This window comes from Amycolatopsis sp. NPDC049868, assembly GCF_044461365.1.
Classification (GTDB): domain Bacteria; phylum Actinomycetota; class Actinomycetes; order Mycobacteriales; family Pseudonocardiaceae; genus Amycolatopsis.
In genome coordinates this window covers 147,791-167,550 of record NZ_JBITKV010000003.1, presented here as the reverse complement: position 1 = coordinate 167,550, position 19,760 = coordinate 147,791, and the positions used below count along the sequence as shown (strand labels likewise).

Below are 19,760 nucleotides of genomic sequence, written 5' to 3'. Positions count from 1 at the left end.
CGGAGAAACCCGATGACCGATGCGGACCTGCTGGCGCGGCACAAGGCGGTACTGCCGTCGTGGCTGGCGCTCTACTACGACGAGCCGATCGAGATCGTGCACGCGCAGGACCGCCGGGTCATCGACTCGACCGGGCGCACCTACCTCGACTTCTTCGCGGGCATCCTGACGAACTCGATGGGCTACGACGTCTCGGCGATCAGCGACGCCGTGCGCAAGCAGCTCGACACCGGGATCCTGCACACGTCGACGCTGTACCTGATCCGCTCTCAGGTCGAACTGGCCGAGCGCATCGCGAAGCTCTCCGGCATCCCCGACGCGAAGGTGTTCTTCACCAACTCCGGGACCGAAGCCAACGACACCGCGCTCATGCTCGCCACCCAGTACCGGCGCAGCAACCAGGTGCTTGCGATGCGGAACTCGTACCACGGGCGGTCGTTCGCGACGGTCGGCATCACGGGCAACCGCGGCTGGTCGGCGTCGTCGCTCAGCCCGGTGAAGGTGAGCTACGTGCACGGCGGCTACCGGTACCGCAGCCCGTTCCGGGCGCTTTCGGACACCGAGTACATCGACGCGTGCGTCGCGGACCTCGTGGACGTCCTGGAGACGGGCACTTCGGGCGACGTCGCCTGCATGATCGCCGAGCCGATCCAGGGCGTCGGCGGCTTCAGCTCACCGCCGGACGGCCTGTTCAAGGCGATGAAGGAGGTCCTCGACCAGTACGGGATCCTGTTCATCTCCGACGAGGTCCAGACCGGCTGGGGACGGACCGGGGAACACTACTGGGGGATCCAGGCGCACGACGTCGTCCCCGACGCGATGACCTTCGCGAAGGGGCTCGGCAACGGCCTAGCCATCGGCGGTCTCGTGGCGCGCGGCGACCTCGTCGACTGCCTGACCGCGAACTCGATCTCGACCTTCGGCGGCAACCCGGTCGCGATGGCGGGCGCGGCCGCGGTGCTCGACCACATCGCCGACCACGACCTGCAGGCCAACGCTCTCGCCCGCGGCAACGAACTGCTCGACGGCCTGCGCGCGGCCGGGAACCCGCTGATCGGGGACGTGCGCGGCAAGGGCCTGATGATCGGCGTCGAGCTGGTCGAACCGGGCGGCATGACGCCGAACCCGGGCGCCGCGGCGCGGATGATGGAGGAGACCAAGGCGCGGGGACTACTGATCGGCAAGGGCGGGCTGCACGGCAACGTGCTGCGGATCGCGCCGCCGATGACGCTGACCGCCGAAGAGGCCGCCGAGGGCCTGGGGATCATCGTGGACGCGCTGGCCGCCATCTCCTGACGAACGCCAGGAAAGGACCGTTCCTTGCGAAATTTGCAAGGAACGGTCCTTTCCTAGCGTTCAGGAGCGGACGAAGCGGGCGATGACCTCGCCCAGCCGCCCGCCGGCGTCCTCCTGCAGGAAGTGACCCGCGCCGGTGATCGTCGGATGCTCCAGTTCGCGGGCGCCGCGCATCGAACCCCGCAGTTCGAGGCCCCACGGCGCGGTGATCGGGTCTCCGTCGGAGAACGAGACCAGGAACGGCTTGTCCAGTTCGGCCAGCACCTTCAGCGCGGCCCGGTTGGCGGCCGAGGCCGGATCGTCCGGGGTGATCGGCACCAGGGACGGCATCGCGCGCGGCGCGGCCTTGTACATCTCGTTCGGGAAGGGCGCGTCGTAGGCGGCGCGGACCTCCTCGGCCAGCTTGGTCTGACAGCCCGACTGGACGAACCGCCCGACATCGATGACCTGGGCGTTCTCCATGGCGTCGCGGAACTTGTGCCAGAGCTCGGGCATGTCGGTGTCGCCGGTGGGGAGGCCGGTGTTGGCCGCGACGATCCCGGTGAAGCGGTCGGGGTTCTCGGCGACCAGCCGCAGGCCGATCAGGCCGCCCCAGTCCTGACCGACCAGGGTGACGCCGGTCAGGTCGAGGACGTCGAAGGCGAACGCCCGCATCCACTCGACGTGCCGCTGATAGGTGTGGTCGACCATGTCGCCGGGTTTGTCGGAGCGGCCGAAGCCGACCAGGTCGGGCGCGATGGCGCGCAGCCCGGCGTCGGCGAGCACCGGGATGACCTTGCGGTAGAGGTAGGACCAGGTCGGCTCGCCGTGCAGCAGGAGAACGGGCGGGCCGTCCTCGGGGCCGGCCTCCACGTATCCCACTCTGATCACGCCGCCGTGAAGGTCGACGAGCTCCGCGTAGCGCGGTTCGAAGTCGAAATCGGGCAGGTCCGAGAACCGGTCTTCCGGTGTCCTTAAAAGGCGCACGACTCCCACGGTAGTGGGAATCGTGCGCCTATGCCGTTTTCAGTGCGTCAGAGAATCACGAGATGGCAACGGCCACGATCAGGCCGAGGGCCAGGTGCGCGGAGGCCACGACGACGCTGGCCGGGGCGAACTTCTCGCTTTCGATGGTCGAGCGGATGTCGATCCGGGTCGCCCACTCCAGCAGCCGGACCGCGAGCACCTGCACGACGATGCCGAGCAGGCCGTAGACCAGCGAGGTGATGAGCCCCTCGGTCAGGTCGCTGGCGGAGTTCGCGATCGCCACGACGATGATGAACGCCATCGACAGCAGCCCCGAAGCGGTGACGATGACCGCGTTCGGCAGGCCACGGGTGACCAGCTGGGACAGCTTGCCGGGCGTGGTCCAGTCGATCGCCCAGAACCCGGCGAACATCATCAGCAGGCCGACGACGCCGTACAGCAGGATCGCGCCGATCCCTCGCACGAGGTCGGAGCCGAACGTGTCGGACAGCGCAAGGGTGGTGGTCACAGGGGTTCTCCAGAAGTCAGGAAATGTCAGGTTTGTGCGGTTGCTTCTATCACGACTCGACGATGCGGTGCGGGACGAACGCCGCACCGTCGTCCGTGACGAGTCCCGCGGTCTCGCGGATACCGAGACCGGCGGCCTGGTCCCCGACGATCCACGCGCCGAGCGCGGGCCGGTAACCCTGGAACTCCGGGAGCGGGTCGAACGCCTGGTAGACGTACCCTTCCGCGCCGTAGACCCCGTCGGTCTGCGTCTCGTACCCGGTGGCCACGATCTGCACGTTCGCGCCCTCGCGGCCGAGTTTCGGCTTGCGGACGTACTCGGTGAGCAGGCCGGGGTCGTCGGCGAAGGCGGGCAGCAGGTTCGGATGCCCCGGGTAGTTCTCCCACAGGATCGCGAGCAGCGTCTTGTTGGAGAGGATCATCTTCCACAGCGGCTCGACCCACAGCGTGCGCGGCATCGTCTCGACGGCGAAGCGGCCGAACTCCTCGTCGACCACCCATTCCCACGGGTAGAGCTTCACCACGGTCGCCATCTGCGCCTCTTCGAGGTCGACGAACCGCTTGAGCACCGGATCCCAGCCGATCTCCTCGATCGACAGGCCGACGGTGTCGAGCCCGGCCTCGGCCGCGGTCTCCTGCAGGTACGCCGTCGTCACGTGGTCCTCACCGGACGGATCGGCCGAAGACCAGGTGAAGTGCAGCTCGTTCGAGGGGAGCTTGTCGGCGAGTTCGCCCCAGCGCTCGACGAGCTTCTCGTGGATCGAGTTCCACTGGTCGTCCTCGGGGAAGACCGCGGTCTTCCAGTGCCACTGCAGCACCGCGGCCTCGAGCAGGGAGGTCGGGGTGTCGGCGTTGTATTCGAGCAGCTTCGCCGGGCTCTTGCCGTCGTAGCGCAGGTCGAACCGGCCGTAGACGTGCGGGTCCTGCCGCTTCCACGACTCCGCGATATGCGGCCAGACCCACTCCGGGATACCGAAGCGGTGGTACTGCTCGGTGGTGATCACGTTGTCGACCGCTTCGAGGCACATCGAGTGCAGCAGTTCGACGTCCGCCTCGACCGACAGGATCTCGTCCATGTCGAAGACGTAGTGGACCGACTCGTCCCAGTACGGCCGGGACTTGCCGGAGCCGTCGCGGGCGGGCGTGCCGAAGACCAGACCCTGCTCTTCGACGATGTTCTGCCAGTCCCGCCGGGGCGGCTTGGAATCCCGGTACACCTACGAGCCCCCGCTCTTGCCGCTGCCGCCGCTCTTGCCGCTGATGCCGAACCCGCCGCGCTGGACGGACTTGCCCGACTTCGTGCTGACGTTCGCGTTCGACGGAGCGGTGTACGAACCACCCGACACACGCTGGCCGATGGTCCCGGTGCCGCCGTAGTTGTAGCGGTAGCTGTCGTACCGCCCGCCGCCGATCGGGATGAAGAAGAAGCCACCGGAGTGGTAGCCGCCGTGCGACGTCACGTACCGCTCGTCGCAGTTCTGGTCGTCGCTGATGATCTCGGTGTCCTTGGCCGCGCAGACGGCCGTGACGTTCTCCGGCTTCGCGACCGTGTAGAACGTCGCGACCAAGCCCACCAGACCGACCGTCACCCCAGTGCCGATCAGGATCTTCTTCTTGGTCGAAGACTTCTTCTCGGCGGCGCGGGCGGCTTCGGCCGCGAGCGCCTCCTGGCGCTCCTGCTCCGCCAGCGCCTGCTGGCGTGCCCGCTGCTCGGCCAACGACGGCTGCCGCGCCTGCGTGCTGCCGTCCTGGAAGCGCATCGTGCCGCGCTTCGGCGGCTCCTGAGGCGGCTGTGCCCCCTGGTTGTCATCCTGCGTCATCGAAGCTCCGTAATCGCCCGCCGGCCCGAACTCGTGTCCAACACTAACCACCCGGTACGCGCACCTTACGTGCGGCGCGGGCATCATGGAGTGGATGTCTCAACAGGCCGAGCGGTTCCGTGATCCGCGAAACGCGCTGAGCACCCTGCGCACCCGGCTCGTCATGGCCGGTGTGTTCGCGGGCGCGATCATCGCGCTTTCGCTGAGTGTGGCGTTTTCGTGGAACGTGGGCCCGGAGGGCGGTGCGGGCGGCGGCGCCCCCAAACTGTCGCCTGCCGCGGCCGAGGCGTTTCAATCTCCCCCTGGCACCTGTCTGACCTGGAACAATCCGGACGCCACCGACGCGCGGCGCGTGCCGTGCGCGGAGTCCCACCTGTTCGAGGTCACCAGCATCGTCGACATCGGCGCGCAGTACCCGCCGGGCGTGCCGAGCCCGAACCTGGAGCAGTGGCAGGAGATCTCCCGGTCGCAGTGCACGATCGACGTCAAGCCGTACCTCGGCCGTAACCTCGATCCCTACGGCAAGCTGAGCATGAACCTGCTCCGGCCGACGCCCGCGCAGTGGGCGGACGGCGACCGGCAGTTACGGTGCGGTCTGCAATGGGCGGGCCAGGGCGGCAAGCTGCAGCCGACCAAGGGACCGGCCAAGGAGCAGAACCAGTCCGCGGTGTGGGAGCCGGGCACCTGTCTCGCGCTGCTCAACAACAGCTTCGGCGACCCGATCGACTGCGCGCAGGCGCATTCGTACGAGATCATCGCGACGCTCGACCTCAAGACGAAGTTCAAGGACGGCTACCCCTCGCAGGAGCAGCAGAACACCTGGCTCGACACCGACTGCTCGACGGCCGCGCAGGAGTACACCGGCAACGCAGACCTGACAGCGAAGAAGCTCATCCTCAGCTGGGACGTCCGCGAGCAGGAAAGCTGGGACGCCGGGTCCACGCTGGTGAACTGCAAGGTCGCGGCGGTCCTGCCGGACAACAAGGGGCTGGCACCGGTCACCGGAAGCGTCAAGGTCGGCGCCGGTGAGTCCCCGCCGCCGTCGTCGTCTTCGCCGCCGAAGACCGGAGGGTGATCGCGTGCCCGTCGAGATGACCCAGGAACGTTTCGAGGAGCTGGTCTCGGAGGCGCTGGACGAGCTCCCGCCCGAATTCGCGGACGCCATGGACAACGTCGTGGTGCTCGTGGAGGAGTTCAACGAGGAGTCGCCGACGATCCTCGGGCTCTATCACGGGGTCGCGCTGACCGAGCGGACCCACGAGTACGGCGGGGTGCTGCCCGACCGGATCTCGATCTACCGGCGCCCGCTGTTGCAGATGTGCGACACCGAGGAGGACGTCGTCGAGGAGGTGCTGATCACGGTGGTCCACGAGGTCGGCCACCATTTCGGCATCGACGACGCGCGTCTGCACGAACTCGGCTGGGGCTGAGCCGCCGGGCACGTGATAGCAAAGGTCCCTCGCTCTCCTCGCGACGGATTCCGTGCCGGAGGCGGTATGGTCGGTGATTTTTGTGCGTGGAGCACCAAGGGATCTCCGGATTCTTAACTGGGTGTAACAACGCCGCCACTTTGGGCGACAGCCCCGCTAAACTTTTTTACACGTGTCGCCGGCCTTCGCCGGCGAATGCCTGGGGAGGCGGTGCATGGCCGAGTCGACGGTGCGGAGGAGGAGCGACCGGCGGTTGCGCTGGCTGCTCGCGTCCAGCGCGGCGTCGAACCTCGGCGACGGCATCGGCAAGGTCGCGTTCCCGCTGCTCGCGGTCACCCTGACCCGGGATCCGCTGCTCATCGCCGGTCTTTCGGCGACCCAGTTCCTGCCGTGGCTGCTGTTCGCGCTCCCGGCGGGCGCGCTGTTGGACCGCGTCGACCGGCGGCGGGCGATGATGCTGGCGAACGGTGCCCGGGCGGTGGTCGTCGGCGGGACGGCCGCACTGGTCGCCGCGGGCGGGGCGACGATCTGGCTGGTCTACGCCGCCGCCCTGCTCATCGGTTTCGCGGAGGTGGTCGCCGACAGCGCCGCGAACGTGCTCATCCCGGCGGTTGTCGGCGAAGGTTCACTCGACGGCGCGAACAGCAAGCTCCAGGCCTGCGAGATCGTCGGCCAGACCTTCCTCGGCGGGCCGGTCGGCAGTGCCACCTTCGCGCTCTTCGCGACCTTCCCGTTCTTGCTCAACTCGGTGGGCTTCGCGATCGCTGCGGTCGTGTTGATCGGCCTCGCCGGAAGCTACCGGCCGAAAGCCGTCGACACCGCCCCCACCGACCTCCGCACCGAGCTGGCGGAGGGTTTCCGCTGGCTGAAGCAGAGCCGGCTGGTGCTGCGCCTGGTCGTCATCGCCGGGTTGATCAGCCTGGTCAGCGAACTCGCGCAGGCTCAGCTGGTCCTGTACGCGATCGAGTACCTGCGTCTCAGCGAAGCGGCCTTCGGGCTCTTCGCGTTCGTCGGAGGCATCGGCGGCCTGCTCGGCGCGGCCGTCGCCCCGCGGCTGGTGAAGACGTCCAGCCGTCGCGCGGTGCTGCTCGGGGGCACGGCCTGCTGCGGCGCGGCGTTCACCGGCATGGGCCTGACGAGTTCGCCGGTGGCGGGGGCGGCGCTGTTCGGCCTGTTCGCGGCGGCCGTCGTCGCGGTGAACATCGTGCTCGGCACGGCACGGCACACCCTTGTCCCCGGCGACCTGCTCGGCCGGGTACTCGGCGTATGGCGCACCGTCGTCTGGGGAGCGATCCCGGTCGGCGCCTTGCTCGGCGGCGTCCTCACCCACGCCCTTGGTTCCCCGGCCCGGACGTTCCTCACGTCCGGGCTTCTGCTGTTCGGCGTAGCCGGTTTCGCGTTCGTCTCGTTACGGCCCGGCGCCTTCGATGACGAATCGGCCACGGAGGAGCGGGTTCTCCACCAAGACCGGTGAAAACCGAGGTCTTTGGTGCTGAAATAGCCCATCACCGCCACGGGTGACGGGGAGGTCCGCGATGCAGCAGACACTGGTGCCGGAGGCCGGCGTGGGGACTACAGAACCTTCCAGACGCCCGCAAGTGCTCACCGCCGTCGCCGGTTTCGTGATCGGCGGTGGCGTGATCGGCATGCTTTGGGCGCTCTCGGGCGTCAACGCGGGAGCACTCGAAGACGCGCAGGCGGCGTGCTCGGCGCTGGCCAGGGTCGGCACGATCCCCGACACCACCGACTCGGCGCCCGGCGACCGGACCGTGGCCGTCCTGGCGCCCGAAGTCCTGCATCGGATGACGGCCGCGCGCGAACTCTCCGCCGCGGCGGCCGCCGCCAACGACACCTACCGGCCGCTGGCCGACCACATCGACGGCGTCAGCCGGATGGTGTTCAGCCTGCACTTCAACCAGATCTCGGGCCAGCGGCACCTCGTGCAGGCCGAACAGCTCTGCACCCAGCTCTAACCCTTGGCAGTCGCGGCGGCCGCGCGTGACTGGCGGGACGGCACACGTGTTTGAGTGGACGACACGTGTGATTGGACGGACGACACGTGTGTCGTCCACTCAAACACACGGAAGTACCGGCCCCGCTCTAGCCCTTGTGGACGGTCTTCACGGTCAGCTGGTTGCCGGGGATCTTCCCGGCACACCCGAGCCCCTGCACCGGCACGAAGTTCGACGCCGTCTCCTGCGGCAGGTACACGCGCAGGCCCCGGGTCTCGGTGGGCTTGCAGACGGCCTCGTCGTAGTTGCGGACGTTCACGAAGCCGACGTCGGCGATCGCGCTCTCGCCGTTGCCCAGCTGGACCGGGCCGCCCTTGGCGCCGTCGCGGAACGCGGCCTCACCGACCTGGTGGCCGTCGGCGCCCGTCACGTAGGAGACGCCGGGGAAGCCCTGGATGGTGCACGGGTGCCCGCTCGCGTTGGTGATGACGAGCTTCCGGTACACCGTGCCTGCGGCGGCGTCACTGTCCTTGATGGACAGTTTGACGTCGCCCGCCTTGCAAAGCCCGTCGTTCTTCGACGCCTGCGCGGGTGGCTGGACGGGCTGCGGAGCCGGCGCCGAGGAAGTCGCGCTGGGCGCCGCAGAGGTGTCCGGAACCGAACTCGACGGTGACGCGGACGTGTTCTGCGCGACGGGCGCGTTCTCCGAGCCGCACGCGCTGAGCAGCAGGAGTCCGGCGGTACCCGCGACGAGACCGCCGATGGAGATCAACTTCGAACGAACCATGGTCATTCGCCTCCTGTAGCCGGGTGACCCACCGTCCAGTAGACGTGTCGTCCGCCGTCGGGGTTGCGCCCCACCGGTTAATTCCCCACAAGGTGTTAATCGATCTTGTGTGCTGTGTTCCCCGGCGGGAGTGGAGGCAAACGTCCCTGGTCAGGGTTCGACGGGGGTTTCCGCCCAGGTGAGGCAGGCCCAGCCGGTGGCGGTCCCGACGAGTTCGACGACGCCGGTGTTGGGGATGAGGCCCAGGTTGGCGATCTCGGCGGTCACGTTCCCGGCGAGCCATTCGCCGCCGAGCCGGATCGCCCCGCCGTGGCTCACCAGCACCACCGTGCCGTCGGGGTCGGCCTGCTCGTGCTTGGCGCGCAGCCGGGCGACCGCGTCGAGCAGCCGGGCGCGGACCTGCGCGCCGGTCTCCCCGCCGGGGATCGGCGGGTCGAGCTCGCCGAGCGTCCACCGGCGCACGACGCTCATGTAGGTGGTGACCGAGTCCTTGTCCGTCTTGCCTTCGAGGTCGCCCGCCGCGACCTCGTGCACGCCGTCGAGGACCTGGACGTCGAAGCCGAGTTTGGCGGCCAGCGGCGCCGCGGTCTGCTGGGCGCGGATCGCGTGCGAGGCGTAGACCGCGACGATCGGCTCGCCGTCCAGCCGCGTCACGAGGTGCTGCGCCTGCTCTCGGCCCAGCTCGGTGAGCGGCGGCCCCGGCAGCGCGGTGTCGAGCGCGCCGCGCACGTTGCCGTCGGTCTGGCCGTGGCGGACGAGGAGAAGTTTCACGCTTGTGCTCCCTTCCGTACCGACTGGACCCAGTCGATCGCTTCGGTGAAGTCCTCGTTGGCGGCGCCCGGCTCGATCTCGGTCGTGCCGTTGTCCGCGCGCGGGTGGGAGCCGAGGAACCGCACGTTGCGGCACCGGCGGCGCAACGCGGCCAGCGCGTCGCCGATCCGGGGCTCGGCCACGTGCCCCTCGAAGTCGATGAAGAAGCGGTACTCGCCGAAGTTGTTCCTGGTCGGGCGGGCGTCCAGCTTGGTCAGGTTGATCCCGCGGACCGCCAGTTCGGTGAGCAGCTCCGCCAGCGCACCGGTCCGGTTCGTGGCGGCGGCGACGATCGACGTGCGGTCGGCCCCGGTCGGCTCCGGCAGCTCGCCGGGAGCGCGGACCAGCAGGAACCGGGTCTTGGCGTCGCGGACGTCGGCGACCTCGGTGGCCCGTACCTCCAACGGGTAGTGCTCGACCGCGACCGGCGCGGTGACGGCCGCGTCGAACTCGCCCTCGGCCACCGCGACCGCGGCCGCCGCCGTGGACGACGTCGCGACCGGATGCGCCCCTGGCAGGTTCGCCTCGACCCAGTGACGGACCTGGGCGAGCGCGTGCGGATGGCTCGCCACGGTGCGGATCTCGGTCGTCCCCGGCCGGGTCAGCACGCTGAAGTGGACGGGCAGCAGCACCTCCGCCACCGCGACCAGCGGCTCGGCCTCGCTCAGGCTGTCGAGGGTGGCGGTGACCGCGCCCTCGACCGAGTTCTCGATCGGGACACAGGCCGCGCCGGCCGCGCCCGAGCGCACCGCGGCCAGTGCCGCCGGGATGGTCTCCGCGGGGATCAGCTCCTCACCGGAGGCGAGCCGGCGCGCGGCCTGTTCGGTGAAGGTTCCCTGGGGGCCGAAGTAGGCGATCCGTGACACCCCGCCAGATTACGCACGGCGTATGTCGCGAGTTTCACTCGGACAGCCGGTACGCGCACCGGTTACGCCGAATGCCTTTTTTTGCCATGCTTAGGGCGTGACCGCCGAACCGGGCACGCACCCCGGCCATGAGGATGTCGGCTCCTCGTTCGCTCCCGTGCCGGACCATCCCACTCCGGAGCTGGTGCTGTGCGCCGTCGATGACCTGCTGGCCCAAGCCTGGACGACCGTCGCGGACACTGTGGACGGCCGGGTCTTCGTGCACCGCGGGTCCGTGCTCGACGTCGTCGCACAGGCCGTCGTCAGCCCCGCGAACTCCTACGGCTGGATGCGTGGCGGCATCGACGCCGTCTACGCCCGCGCGTATCCCGGGGTCGAGCAGAACGTCCGCAGCGCCGTCCTCGCCTACCACGGCGGCGAGCTGCCGATCGGCGAAGCGGTCATCGTGCCCACCGGCGAGGCGGAGCCCGCCTGGCTGATCAGCGCGCCGACGATGCGGGAACCGGGGGAACTCCTCCCACGCGACACCGTGCACCCGTACCTCGCCGCCCGCGCGGTGTTCCAGCAGTGGCGCGACGGCAGTCTCGACCAGGGCCGGATCCGTGATCTCGTGCACACGATCGCGATGCCAGGGCTCGGTACCGGCATCGGCGGCGTCGCCCCCGCGTCCTGTGCCCGGCAGGTCGCCGCGGCCTGGGACGAGGTCTTCACGCCCGGCCGTCCCCGTAACGGACGGTAGCGCCCCGAAGCGGGCTACATCACATCGCGGCGCGTTCACGAGCCGTAAGCCCTACCGTTAAAGCGGCTTCATCCGGTTCGAGGCACGTTCACCCGCCGAGAACTCGTCAACACGGTTTTGTACGGCGCCAGCGCAGGCGACGGGCGAGGAGTGTGCGATGCCGCGGGTCCGTGAGCTCAGTCCCTACGTCGAGCTGCACCGTGAGCAGTGGCGAGAGTTGCGCAGGTCGACTCCCCTGCCGCTGACCGCCGCGGAACTGCTGCGGCTGCGCGGTCTCGGCGAGCAGGTCGATCTGGCCGAGGTCGCCGAGGTCTATCTGCCGCTCTCCCGGCTGATCAATCTCCAGGTCGCCGCCCGGCAACGGTTGTACGAGGCCACCACCACCTTCCTCGGTGAAGACAGCCGGGGCACCAAGGTGCCGTACGTCATCGGGATCGCCGGGAGCGTCGCCGTCGGCAAGTCGACCACCGCGCGCATCCTGCGCACGCTGCTCGCCCGCTGGCCGGATCACCCCAGGGTCGACCTGGTCACCACCGACGGGTTCCTGTACCCGCGTGCGGAGCTCGTGCGGCGCGGGATCATGCACCGCAAGGGTTTCCCGGAAAGCTACGACCGGCGGGCGCTGCTGCGGTTCGTCACCGACGTCAAGTCCGGGGCCGAACGGGTCAGCGCGCCGGTGTACTCGCACCTCGCCTACGACATCCTTCCCGGCGAGGAACAGGTCGTTCAGCAGCCCGACATCCTGATCCTCGAAGGGCTGAACGTCCTCCAGCCCGGCCCCCGGCTCACCGTCTCCGACCTGTTCGACTTCTCGATCTACGTGGACGCGCCGACGAGCGACATCGAACGCTGGTACGTCGAGCGCTTCCTCAAGCTGCGGCACACCGCTTTCGCGGACCCCGCGTCGCACTTCCACCACTTCGCCGGCCTCCCGGACGACGAGGCCCGTGCCGAGGCACGCCACCTGTGGCGCACGATCAACGAGCCGAACCTGATGGAGAACATCAAGCCGACCCGGCCGCGGGCGACCCTCGTGCTCCGCAAGGACGCCGACCACACGATCAACCGGGTCCGGCTGCGCAAGCTCTGAGCGGCGACACCGCGTAACCGGGCGCTCGCTGATTCTCCACGCACAGCGAGCGTTCACGGCGCCGCCCAAGATCCTTCGATCACGCGGCCGAATTCCGGCCGTTCCCTCACAAGCAGCAGCCTTCGCACCACCGGCGAGCCGGTGGTGCCCGCCGGTCGCGCACCGCTGTCGCCGGGCGGCTTTCCTCGGCCGATCGGCCGATCCACGCTCAGTACGTGTAACCGGTTGGCCGATACCGGCTACAGCCCCCCACAGCGACCCTTGTGTCAGGGGAACGAAAGGTCTCGAAAAGACCTTGAGCAGGGAGGAGGCTCACGATGTTCTCGATCATCCTGACCTGGGTCGGCTCGATACTCGGACTCGCACTCCTGGTGGCCATGGCCGCCGGCGCCTTCGTCGTCGACTTCGACGACGCCCGCGGGGACCGGCGCCGGAAGAAGCCGCAAGTCACCGAGACCAAGGGCTCCCCCGCGGCGCCGCTGGGCTGAACCTCCCCGCGCTCAGAGCTCGTCGAGCGCCTTCCGGTAGTCGTCGACGTCGTAGTCCATCTCGTGTTCGCCCGCTTCGGTGAGCTGCCCGGACAGCGCGTCGATGAGGCGGTCGAAGATCGCCTCCCGCTCCTGCCCGGTCTCGCTCAGCCGCCGCACGGCCTGCCAGACCTCGGCGGGTTCGTCGTCCCAGAGCTGGTCGACGATCGTGGTCTTCAGCGCGAGCCGCATCCTCGGCTCGCCGTCGAAGGTCTCTTCGGCCAGGGCCTCGTGGTACTCGGGGTGCTCGCCGATCACCAGCAGCCGTCGCTGTTCGGGGTCGGCGGGCTCGAGTTCCAGCTCCTCGTCGCCGATCTCCGCGTAGACCGTCGGGACGGCGAACATCCGGCGCGCGAGGGCTTCCGCGAGCTCCGCCGGGTCTTCGATCCCTTCCGAGCCGTCGAAGTACACGTCGAGCGCCGAGTCCTCGTCCTGCGCGAACTCCTCCAGGAACTCGGTCGCGCTCTCCAGCAGCGCCACCCGCGCGGCCTCGGGGAGCCCGGCGCGGTCGGCGGCCCAGGTGACCCAGCCGAGCAGAGCGGGCTCCAGCGCGTCTTCGTAGGCCTCGTCGATCTCGAACTCGCCGTCCAGCAGCGATTCGAGGAACCGGGCGAGCTTCTCGGGCCCGACCCGCAGCGGACTGCCCGGCTCGGTCTCACAGCCGTGATCGACGAGCAGGCGCGCGTAGAACCGCGTCGCTTCCGTGTCCTCCACGAGCCCGGAGCCGATGAAGTCGGCGACGACCTCTTCGCGGACCTGCTCGGGCCATTCGGAGATCTCGGGCGACGGTTCGGGCGCGGGAAGTGCCCGGATCCAGGCCAGCGCGAGCGCGTGGAACCGCGCGTAATCCTCGCTGACGTCGGGTTCCTCGGCGACGTCCGTCGCGGCGAGGCCGTCCGCGAGCAGCTGGTGGGCGCGTTCGGGCAGCACCCGCTCCAGCGTGACCAGCTCCGGGTCGTCGGCGGCCTGCTGCCGCATCTCGGCCAGCACGTCCTGCGGCTTGTCGACCACGACGACGTCGCGGATCCGGCCACCCTCGGTGAAATCGACCAGCGCGAGCAGGCCGTGCTCGACACCGCCCCGGGAGAACACGCAGAGCAGGGAGGACTCGTCACCGAAGACGTCGCCGGTCCGCCAGCAGTCCCCCACGGTCACCGCGGCGAGGTCCGCCACCCACTCCGGCTCCGGGATCCCACGGCCCAGCACGGTGTTCAGCGCCGAGGCGGCCGCCTCGCGCTCCTCCTCGGTCTCGGCGAAGACCCGCAATCCGGCGAGCAGCGCGGCCGCGGCGGGGGTGATCTTCCGCTCGGCGAACGCGATGAGCTCCAGGCCCAGCGGCGTCTCGTCCTCCTCGACCTCGATCTCCCACCACTGGCCGAGCACCTCGGAGGTCAGCAGCTCGACGTCGAGCACCTCGGGTTCGGCACCAAGGGTCGAGAAGTCCCGGAGGACGTCCTTGAAGAGGCCCGTCACACTCGGGGTGGAGGGCTGGGCTGCCTTCTTGCGGGCACGGCTGACCGGACTCATGGCGACATGTTTTCACGCGGACCCGATCGGGCTCGCCGCGGTGGTCCCGGGCGCGGAACACGGGTCCCGTCCGCGGGGAGGACGCGGGCGGAAACCGGTTACAGGACCACCGCGACTTCGACCTTCTTCGCCGGGTTTCCTCGGTTCACTTCGAATAACGACCGCCGCCGGACGCGGTTACGCACCGACCGGTTTGGGAATCGCGATTCTCGCCGCCTTGACCTCGGCGATCAGCCGTGTCTTGCGTTTGTGTATTTCCACCAATGTGCCGAGGTACGAGCTGAATTCTTCAGCCGTACCGGCCTTTTTGTGCACCGTGCGCAGTTTGCGCAGTTGCCGGGCCGCCTCGCGGTAGGAGTTCGGGTCTTTCCGCGTGATCAATTCTTCGACATGCTCCCGATATACCGGAATGGTTTCGGCAGGCTGGGCGACGGAACGGGAATCCGCGAGTTCGACGCGTACCGGCAAAGAGGCCTCGAATCGCACCGCCGCCCGCCATGCCTCGTCGGCGCGGTCCTCGCCGAGCAACGCGCGGACGAGCTCGTCGGCGGCCTCCGTGCTTCCGGCGGCGAGTTCACGCAGCCGGGCGAGCGCGGTCTTCCGCTGCGCGGCCCAGCGCCCCGCGTCCAGCGACTCCTCGCGCAGGGCGAGGTACGCCGCGGCCGTGGGATGCTCGTCGAAGTTCTTGCGTGACAAGGGAACCGGCTCCGCTTCCGGCGGAGGCGGCTCTTCCTTCTTGTCGTGCGTGAGCGCCCGCGCCGCGTGCGCGATGGCCTCGCTGTGCCGTCCCGCCGCGCGCAGGACGCGCACGATCTTGAGGCTGACGTCCACTCGCGGCGGTTTGGCGGCGAGGATCGCGACGAGCGCGTCGACGTCGCCGGACACCTCCGCCAGCTCCTCGCGCAGCCGCTCGGCCGTCTCGCGTTTCGCACCGGACGGCTGCTCCGCCAGCACCTCGTCCACAGCGGACCGTATTCGCGCGATTCCCTTTTCCCCCAAGGCGGAGGCGAAATCGGCCAGTTCGATGGCCGGCCACCCCGGGCCGTCGAACTCCACTTCGAGGATCCAGGCGGCCAGGCTTTCGGGATCCGGCGGGCGGGCCACGCAGGCCCGCGCGTACAGCTCGACGGCCCGGTCCAGCCGGTCCGCGACCTCGCCGGAGGTGTCGTCGATCTGCTCCAGCATCTCGCTGATGTCGTCCACGGTCCGGCGGGCGAGCGGCGCGAGATCGGCCCGGCTGCCGGCGTCGAGGAGCCGCTGAAGCGTGTCGAGGACGGAGCCGACCTTCGCGGCGTACTCGACGTTGCCCGCCAGCACGGCGGTGTCGAGGAGGCGGTGCGCCTCGGCGACATCACTCCCCTGGGTGGCGAAACGGTTCTCCAGCGCCTGTCGTAACACAGGGTCACGCTCCGCCTGGGCGTGCAGCAGGTCCGCCAGCGTTTCCGCGTCCAAAGTACGCAGGTAGGGGCGCAGATCCGTCGGGGAACTCACCCGGACAAGTCTGCCCGACCGCTTCGCCGACTCGTGTGGGCCAACAGCGTGCTCTTTTCGGCGTAATCGCTCACCAGGTGTGACCAGGTCAGCGGCACCGCTTCGAGCCGTGAAGGGCAGCGGATGACCGGGATCGGGAGCCGTTTGGCGAGCTGCATGACGATCGCCATCACGACCACCGCGAGCAGCGAAATCGCCGCGGCGGCGGCGAGGGCACCGCTCAGCACCCGGCGTCCGCCGTCGATCGCGAGCTGCGCCGAGTACTCGATCTGGCGCGCGACGAGATCGCCGAGGGTCCGGCCGACGACACCGGCCGCGACCCGCCAGGCGTCCTGGCCGACGGGCGGCGGCGTGGCCGCGCTCAACGCGGTTTCGACCGCGCCGAACCGGCTCCAATCCACGCTCCCGACGAGATCGCGGTAGGTCTGACGGCTACTTTCCGTCAGCTTTCCGGCGACGGCGTCGAGCCTGGACCGGTAGGCGCCCACAGCCGCGGCGTAGTCGCGCCGTCCCTCGTCGTCGATCCCGGCGACCGCGAGGGAATCGCTGCGGTCCATGCCTTCGACGGCGGTGAGCAGTTCGACGGCGATCGTCTGCTGATAGCCGACTTCGGCGTCCGGGGCGGCCCGCGCGATCTCGCGCAACGAGGAAAGGGAAGTGTCGATACGGTCGGCATACGCGGTGTACGTGGCGGAACGGCTGCCCGGCGCCCGCAGCGCGACCGCCCGCTCCCGCTGCAGCGACGCGATTCCCCGGCTCGCCCCGGCCAGGGTGATCGCCCCGCTCTCGGCGTCGTCACGGTCCTCGATGGCCTGCTGGACGAGGAATCCGCCGATGAACAACGCGACGAGCACCAAGGCCGCACTCGGCACGAACGCGATGGAGAGCATGCGAGCGCGAAGGCTTCGCTGGTACGTCAAGACTTTCCTTCCGGATCGGGTCCCCGACGCCCAGCGACGCTAGGCAAGTTGCAAATTGCACGTCAACGCTCGTCCGCCATACGGCCGTTAGCGCACCGTGACGATCTGGTAGGCACGGCACGTGACTCTCGACGACCTCAACCAGCGCCTCCGCGACTTCGCCGCGGCACGGGCCTGGGAACCGTTCCACACCCCGAAGAACCTGGTCATGGCGCTGTCCGGCGAAGTCGGCGAGCTGACTTCGCTGTTCCAGTGGCTCACCCCGGAGGAATCGGCGAAATGGCGCTCCGACCCTGAGCTGGCGCACAACGTCGTCGACGAGATCGCCGACGTCACGCTGTATCTCCTCCAGCTCGCGAACAGCCTCGGAGTGGACCTGATCGAGGCGGCCAACGCCAAGATCGATCGGAACGAGCACCGGTTCCCGGCGCCCGGTTAGCCGCCTTTCGGGTCTTGTGGGGCGTTCGTTCGACAGAAACACTGTGCCGACGTCTCTGGAGGTGGCCCTTGTCGCGTTCGGCTCGCACCGTGTTCCTGGCCCTGATGCTGTCACTGAGCGCGGTCGCCGCGCCGGCGTACGCGGCGCCACCGCCGACGTCGCCGCATCGCGACCACGGCAACGGACCGGAGCGCAACGAGGTGGCCGCGACCGACCAGCCGATGAGCGTCGCGCGGGCCGCGGCGGGCGAGAACCTCGCGGGTGACCATTCGGGTTATCCGCGCAAGACGAAGCTGCGCGTGTATCCGGAGAACACGGCCGACAAGTCGATCAAACTCGGGCTCGCGCCGTACCACGCGATCGCGCCGAAGCTGAACGCGTTGCAGGCGCGCAGTGACCGGATCTCGGTCGAGATCGCCGGGCAGTCCGGGCTCGGCCGTGACCTCTACCTGGTGACGCTGACCGCGCCGGAGAGCCGGTCCGAGACGAGACGGCAGGACACCTGGCGGTCGCTCATCGAGAACGACCCGGCGCGTGCCGCGCGCGACCCGTTCCTGCGCCACGGCTACAAGGCGCCGGTGTGGATCAACAACAACATCCACGGCAACGAATGGGAAGGCACCGACGGCGCGCTCCGCGTCATCGAGAAGCTGGCGACGTCGAACGATCCCAGGACCGTCGAACTGCTGAAGCGGAACCGCTTCTACTTCAACGTCACGGCCAATCCGGACGGCCGCGTCGCCGGCACGCGGCAGACGTCGCAGGGTTTCGACCCCAACCGCGACTTCGTCACCGCTTCGCAGCCCGAAGTGCGGGCCATGCGCGGGATCGCCATCGGCAAGCAGCCGCTGATGATGCTGGACGAACACGGCTACGTCGAGAACACGCTCATCGAGCCGACCACGCCGCCACACGGCCAGAACTACGACTTCGACCTCTACATCAAGCACGGGTACGCCAACGGGCTCGGCATGGAGCAGGCCGTCAAGGCGCTCGGGCGCCCCGAGACCGCGAAGCCGGAGATCCCGTTCCGCGACTACGAACCCGGCAGCTGGGACGGCTGGGCGCCGATCTACACCGCCCAGTACGCGATGTACCACGGCGCGGTGTCCTTCACGATCGAGATCCCGATGCGGGTCAACAACGCGGACTACGAAGCGCAGCCCGTCGCGGAACTCCAGCGGCGCGCGGTGATCAACACCGAGGTCGTCGAGGCCACCATCGGCAGCACGCTGAACTACGTCGACCGCAACCGCGGTGAGCTCATCGCGAACCAGATCGAGATGTTCCGCCGTGGCACGGCCGGTGAAGCGCAGCGCGAGATCCCCGACGGGTTCGTGCCCGGCTTCGGGCCGGAAGACCGCTACCGCACGGAGTTCCCGCGCGCGTACGTCATCCCCGCCGGGGCAAGCCAGCGTTCGGCCGCCGCCGCTTCCCGGCTGGTCGACCACCTCGTGGCCAACGACGTCCGGGTACGGCAGGCCGATCGCCCGTTCTCGCTGGCCGGGCGCGGCTATCCGGCGGGTTCGTACCTGGTCGACATGCACCAGCCGAAACGCGGTCTGGCGAACGTGATGCTGGAGCAGGGCAGCGACATCTCGGCGAAGGTGCCGGTCATGTACGACATCTCCGGCTGGAGCCACCGCCTGCTTTGGGGAGCGTCGGTCGACATCGTGAAACAGGGCCGCCTCGACGTCCGCGCGCACGACGTCGTCACGGCGTCGCCGACCGGTGGCATCGACGCCGCGCCCGGCCGGGACCTCGCGCTGAAACTGGTCGACGCCAAGGACGTCGGCGCTGTCAACGACCTGCTGAACCGGGGCCTCGCCCTCGGCCGTACGGACGACGGCACGATAGTCGTCCCCGCGGCGGCCCGTCCGGCCGCCGCCGAGGTGGCGGATCGCTACGGCGTCCGGTTCACCGAGGCAAGCGGGACGGCGTCCCCGTTGACCCGCAAGACGATCGCGGCCGCCGTCGGGGCGGACGAGCTGAAAGCGCTGCGGGACATGGGCTTCGACGTGCGACCGGTGTCGGCGGCGGTGCTCAACGCGGGCTTCGACTGGTCCCGGGTGGACCTGCTGTTCGTCTCTTCGGGACTGCGGTACACCGACCTCGCTCCGGCCGCGAAGGACGCTTTGCGTGCCTTCCTCGCCCGCGGCGGTGTGGTCACCCGCGGTGCCACGGGCGCGCGGTTCAACACCGACGTGGGACTTCTCGAAACACGTCCGGTGGCGGGCTGGGAGGACGGGAACGGTGTCGTTTCGGTCGTCAACGGAACCGGCCCGGTGGGTGCCGGCGCACTGCCGGACTCGTTCGTCTACGGGCCGTTCTGGTTCACCGATCTCGGCTCCTCGGTCAGCGTCGAGCAGCGCTACGCGAGCGGGAATCCCCTGGTCGCGGGGCATTGGCGGACCCGGGACGACGGGACCGGCGGGCCGCTGCAGGCGGCGGGACAGGCCGCCGTCGTGTCCGGGACGACGGGGCTCGGCGGGCGGGCGGTGCTGTTCGGCACCGAACCGCTGTTCCGCGATCACCCGAAGGGCTTGTACTCGCAGGTGGCCAAGGCGATTTACTGGGCGGCCCCGAAGTAACG

The 19,760-nt window shown here is 69.3% G+C and carries 20 protein-coding genes; 10 read left to right on the top strand and 10 right to left on the bottom strand.

Annotation, left to right across the window (positions count from 1 at the left end):
* The first annotated feature begins 12 nt into the window (after nt 1-12).
* Complete coding sequence (locus ACIBTM_RS14190) at nt 13-1,296, top strand: aspartate aminotransferase family protein (RefSeq protein ID WP_395876930.1); 1,284 nt, start codon at nt 13-15, stop codon at nt 1,294-1,296.
* 60 nt (nt 1,297-1,356) lie between these two features.
* Here the strand turns inward: ACIBTM_RS14190 and ACIBTM_RS14185 are convergent, their stop codons facing one another.
* From ACIBTM_RS14185 to ACIBTM_RS14170, 4 genes are read right to left on the bottom strand one after another with little or no spacing between them, the layout of a single operon-like run.
* Nucleotides 1,357-2,262, bottom strand: a complete 906-nt coding sequence (locus tag ACIBTM_RS14185) for a haloalkane dehalogenase (protein WP_395876929.1) — start codon at nt 2,260-2,262, stop codon at nt 1,357-1,359.
* Between the two features lie 55 nt (nt 2,263-2,317).
* The gene (locus ACIBTM_RS14180; RefSeq protein WP_007030574.1) at nt 2,318-2,770 is read right to left on the bottom strand and encodes a DUF350 domain-containing protein; all 453 of its coding nucleotides are present in this window, start codon (nt 2,768-2,770) and stop codon (nt 2,318-2,320) included.
* 49 nt (nt 2,771-2,819) lie between these two features.
* Nucleotides 2,820-3,986: a glutathionylspermidine synthase family protein gene (locus tag ACIBTM_RS14175; protein WP_037333548.1), complete on the bottom strand. Its 1,167-nt coding sequence runs from the start codon at nt 3,984-3,986 to the stop codon at nt 2,820-2,822.
* Nucleotides 3,987-4,589 (bottom strand): hypothetical protein, encoded by a 603-nt coding sequence (locus ACIBTM_RS14170; protein WP_395876928.1) that lies wholly within the window; start codon nt 4,587-4,589, stop codon nt 3,987-3,989.
* A gap of 94 nt (nt 4,590-4,683) precedes the next feature.
* Here ACIBTM_RS14170 and ACIBTM_RS14165 point away from each other — a divergent pair, with 94 nt between their 5' ends.
* The 4 genes from ACIBTM_RS14165 (at nt 4,684) to ACIBTM_RS14150 (ending at nt 7,992) form a co-directional block, all read left to right on the top strand.
* Entirely contained in the window at nt 4,684-5,664 is a 981-nt protein-coding gene (locus ACIBTM_RS14165; RefSeq protein WP_395876927.1) for a septum formation family protein, read from the top strand.
* Between the two features lie 4 nt (nt 5,665-5,668).
* On the top strand, nt 5,669-6,019 hold the full coding sequence (locus ACIBTM_RS14160; RefSeq protein WP_395876926.1) for a metallopeptidase family protein: 351 nt from the start codon (nt 5,669-5,671) through the stop codon (nt 6,017-6,019).
* 214 nt (nt 6,020-6,233) lie between these two features.
* Nucleotides 6,234-7,493: an MFS transporter gene (locus ACIBTM_RS14155; RefSeq protein ID WP_395876925.1), complete on the top strand. Its 1,260-nt coding sequence runs from the start codon at nt 6,234-6,236 to the stop codon at nt 7,491-7,493.
* A 61-nt stretch (nt 7,494-7,554) separates the two neighbouring features.
* The gene (locus ACIBTM_RS14150) at nt 7,555-7,992 is read left to right on the top strand and encodes a hypothetical protein (RefSeq protein ID WP_395876924.1); all 438 of its coding nucleotides are present in this window, start codon (nt 7,555-7,557) and stop codon (nt 7,990-7,992) included.
* Between the two features lie 127 nt (nt 7,993-8,119).
* Here the strand turns inward: ACIBTM_RS14150 and ACIBTM_RS14145 are convergent, their stop codons facing one another.
* The 3 genes from ACIBTM_RS14145 to pheA form a co-directional block, all read right to left on the bottom strand.
* Nucleotides 8,120-8,764 carry a DUF4232 domain-containing protein gene (locus ACIBTM_RS14145; protein WP_395876923.1) on the bottom strand — a complete coding sequence of 215 codons (645 nt, stop codon included), beginning with the start codon at nt 8,762-8,764 and terminating at the stop codon, nt 8,120-8,122.
* 144 nt (nt 8,765-8,908) lie between these two features.
* Nucleotides 8,909-9,529 carry a histidine phosphatase family protein gene (locus ACIBTM_RS14140; protein WP_395876922.1) on the bottom strand — a complete coding sequence of 207 codons (621 nt, stop codon included), beginning with the start codon at nt 9,527-9,529 and terminating at the stop codon, nt 8,909-8,911.
* Nucleotides 9,526-10,434 carry a prephenate dehydratase gene (pheA, locus tag ACIBTM_RS14135; RefSeq protein ID WP_395876921.1) on the bottom strand — a complete coding sequence of 303 codons (909 nt, stop codon included), beginning with the start codon at nt 10,432-10,434 and terminating at the stop codon, nt 9,526-9,528. Before pheA ends, ACIBTM_RS14140 begins: the two co-directional genes overlap by 4 nt.
* Nucleotides 10,435-10,531: 97 nt before the next feature.
* Here pheA and ACIBTM_RS14130 point away from each other — a divergent pair, with 97 nt between their 5' ends.
* The 3 genes from ACIBTM_RS14130 (at nt 10,532) to ACIBTM_RS14120 (ending at nt 12,751) form a co-directional block, all read left to right on the top strand.
* The gene (locus ACIBTM_RS14130; RefSeq protein ID WP_395876920.1) at nt 10,532-11,173 is read left to right on the top strand and encodes a macro domain-containing protein; all 642 of its coding nucleotides are present in this window, start codon (nt 10,532-10,534) and stop codon (nt 11,171-11,173) included.
* Between the two features lie 157 nt (nt 11,174-11,330).
* A complete protein-coding gene (gene coaA / locus ACIBTM_RS14125; protein ID WP_395876919.1) occupies nt 11,331-12,263 on the top strand; it encodes a type I pantothenate kinase in 933 nt (310 codons plus the stop codon).
* 317 nt (nt 12,264-12,580) lie between these two features.
* A complete protein-coding gene (locus ACIBTM_RS14120) occupies nt 12,581-12,751 on the top strand; it encodes a hypothetical protein (protein ID WP_395876918.1) in 171 nt (56 codons plus the stop codon).
* A gap of 12 nt (nt 12,752-12,763) precedes the next feature.
* Here the strand turns inward: ACIBTM_RS14120 and ACIBTM_RS14115 are convergent, their stop codons facing one another.
* The 3 genes from ACIBTM_RS14115 to ACIBTM_RS14105 form a co-directional block, all read right to left on the bottom strand.
* Nucleotides 12,764-14,317 carry a DUF1841 family protein gene (locus ACIBTM_RS14115; RefSeq protein WP_395876917.1) on the bottom strand — a complete coding sequence of 518 codons (1,554 nt, stop codon included), beginning with the start codon at nt 14,315-14,317 and terminating at the stop codon, nt 12,764-12,766.
* A 177-nt stretch (nt 14,318-14,494) separates the two neighbouring features.
* Nucleotides 14,495-15,808, bottom strand: coding sequence for a hypothetical protein (locus ACIBTM_RS14110; RefSeq protein ID WP_395876916.1), 1,314 nt, complete (start codon nt 15,806-15,808; stop codon nt 14,495-14,497).
* Nucleotides 15,805-16,728, bottom strand: a complete 924-nt coding sequence (locus ACIBTM_RS14105; RefSeq protein WP_395876915.1) for a nitrate- and nitrite sensing domain-containing protein — start codon at nt 16,726-16,728, stop codon at nt 15,805-15,807. Before ACIBTM_RS14105 ends, ACIBTM_RS14110 begins: the two co-directional genes overlap by 4 nt.
* A gap of 121 nt (nt 16,729-16,849) precedes the next feature.
* Here ACIBTM_RS14105 and ACIBTM_RS14100 point away from each other — a divergent pair, with 121 nt between their 5' ends.
* Complete coding sequence (locus ACIBTM_RS14100) at nt 16,850-17,167, top strand: nucleotide pyrophosphohydrolase (RefSeq protein ID WP_016330623.1); 318 nt, start codon at nt 16,850-16,852, stop codon at nt 17,165-17,167.
* 68 nt (nt 17,168-17,235) lie between these two features.
* Nucleotides 17,236-19,758, top strand: coding sequence for a M14 family zinc carboxypeptidase (locus ACIBTM_RS14095; protein WP_395876914.1), 2,523 nt, complete (start codon nt 17,236-17,238; stop codon nt 19,756-19,758).
* The last annotated feature ends 2 nt before the right edge of the window (nt 19,759-19,760 follow it).

Coding starts and splice junctions, on each gene's coding strand:
- ACIBTM_RS14190 (WP_395876930.1), top strand. CDS start 13: ATGACCGATGCGGACCTGCTGGCGCGGCACAAGGCGGTACTGCCGTCG.
- ACIBTM_RS14170 (WP_395876928.1), bottom strand. CDS start 4,589: ATGACGCAGGATGACAACCAGGGGGCACAGCCGCCTCAGGAGCCGCCG.
- ACIBTM_RS14165 (WP_395876927.1), top strand. CDS start 4,684: ATGTCTCAACAGGCCGAGCGGTTCCGTGATCCGCGAAACGCGCTGAGC.
- ACIBTM_RS14155 (WP_395876925.1), top strand. CDS start 6,234: ATGGCCGAGTCGACGGTGCGGAGGAGGAGCGACCGGCGGTTGCGCTGG.
- ACIBTM_RS14150 (WP_395876924.1), top strand. CDS start 7,555: ATGCAGCAGACACTGGTGCCGGAGGCCGGCGTGGGGACTACAGAACCT.
- ACIBTM_RS14145 (WP_395876923.1), bottom strand. CDS start 8,764: ATGACCATGGTTCGTTCGAAGTTGATCTCCATCGGCGGTCTCGTCGCG.
- coaA (WP_395876919.1), top strand. CDS start 11,331: ATGCCGCGGGTCCGTGAGCTCAGTCCCTACGTCGAGCTGCACCGTGAG.
- ACIBTM_RS14120 (WP_395876918.1), top strand. CDS start 12,581: ATGTTCTCGATCATCCTGACCTGGGTCGGCTCGATACTCGGACTCGCA.
- ACIBTM_RS14115 (WP_395876917.1), bottom strand. CDS start 14,317: ATGAGTCCGGTCAGCCGTGCCCGCAAGAAGGCAGCCCAGCCCTCCACC.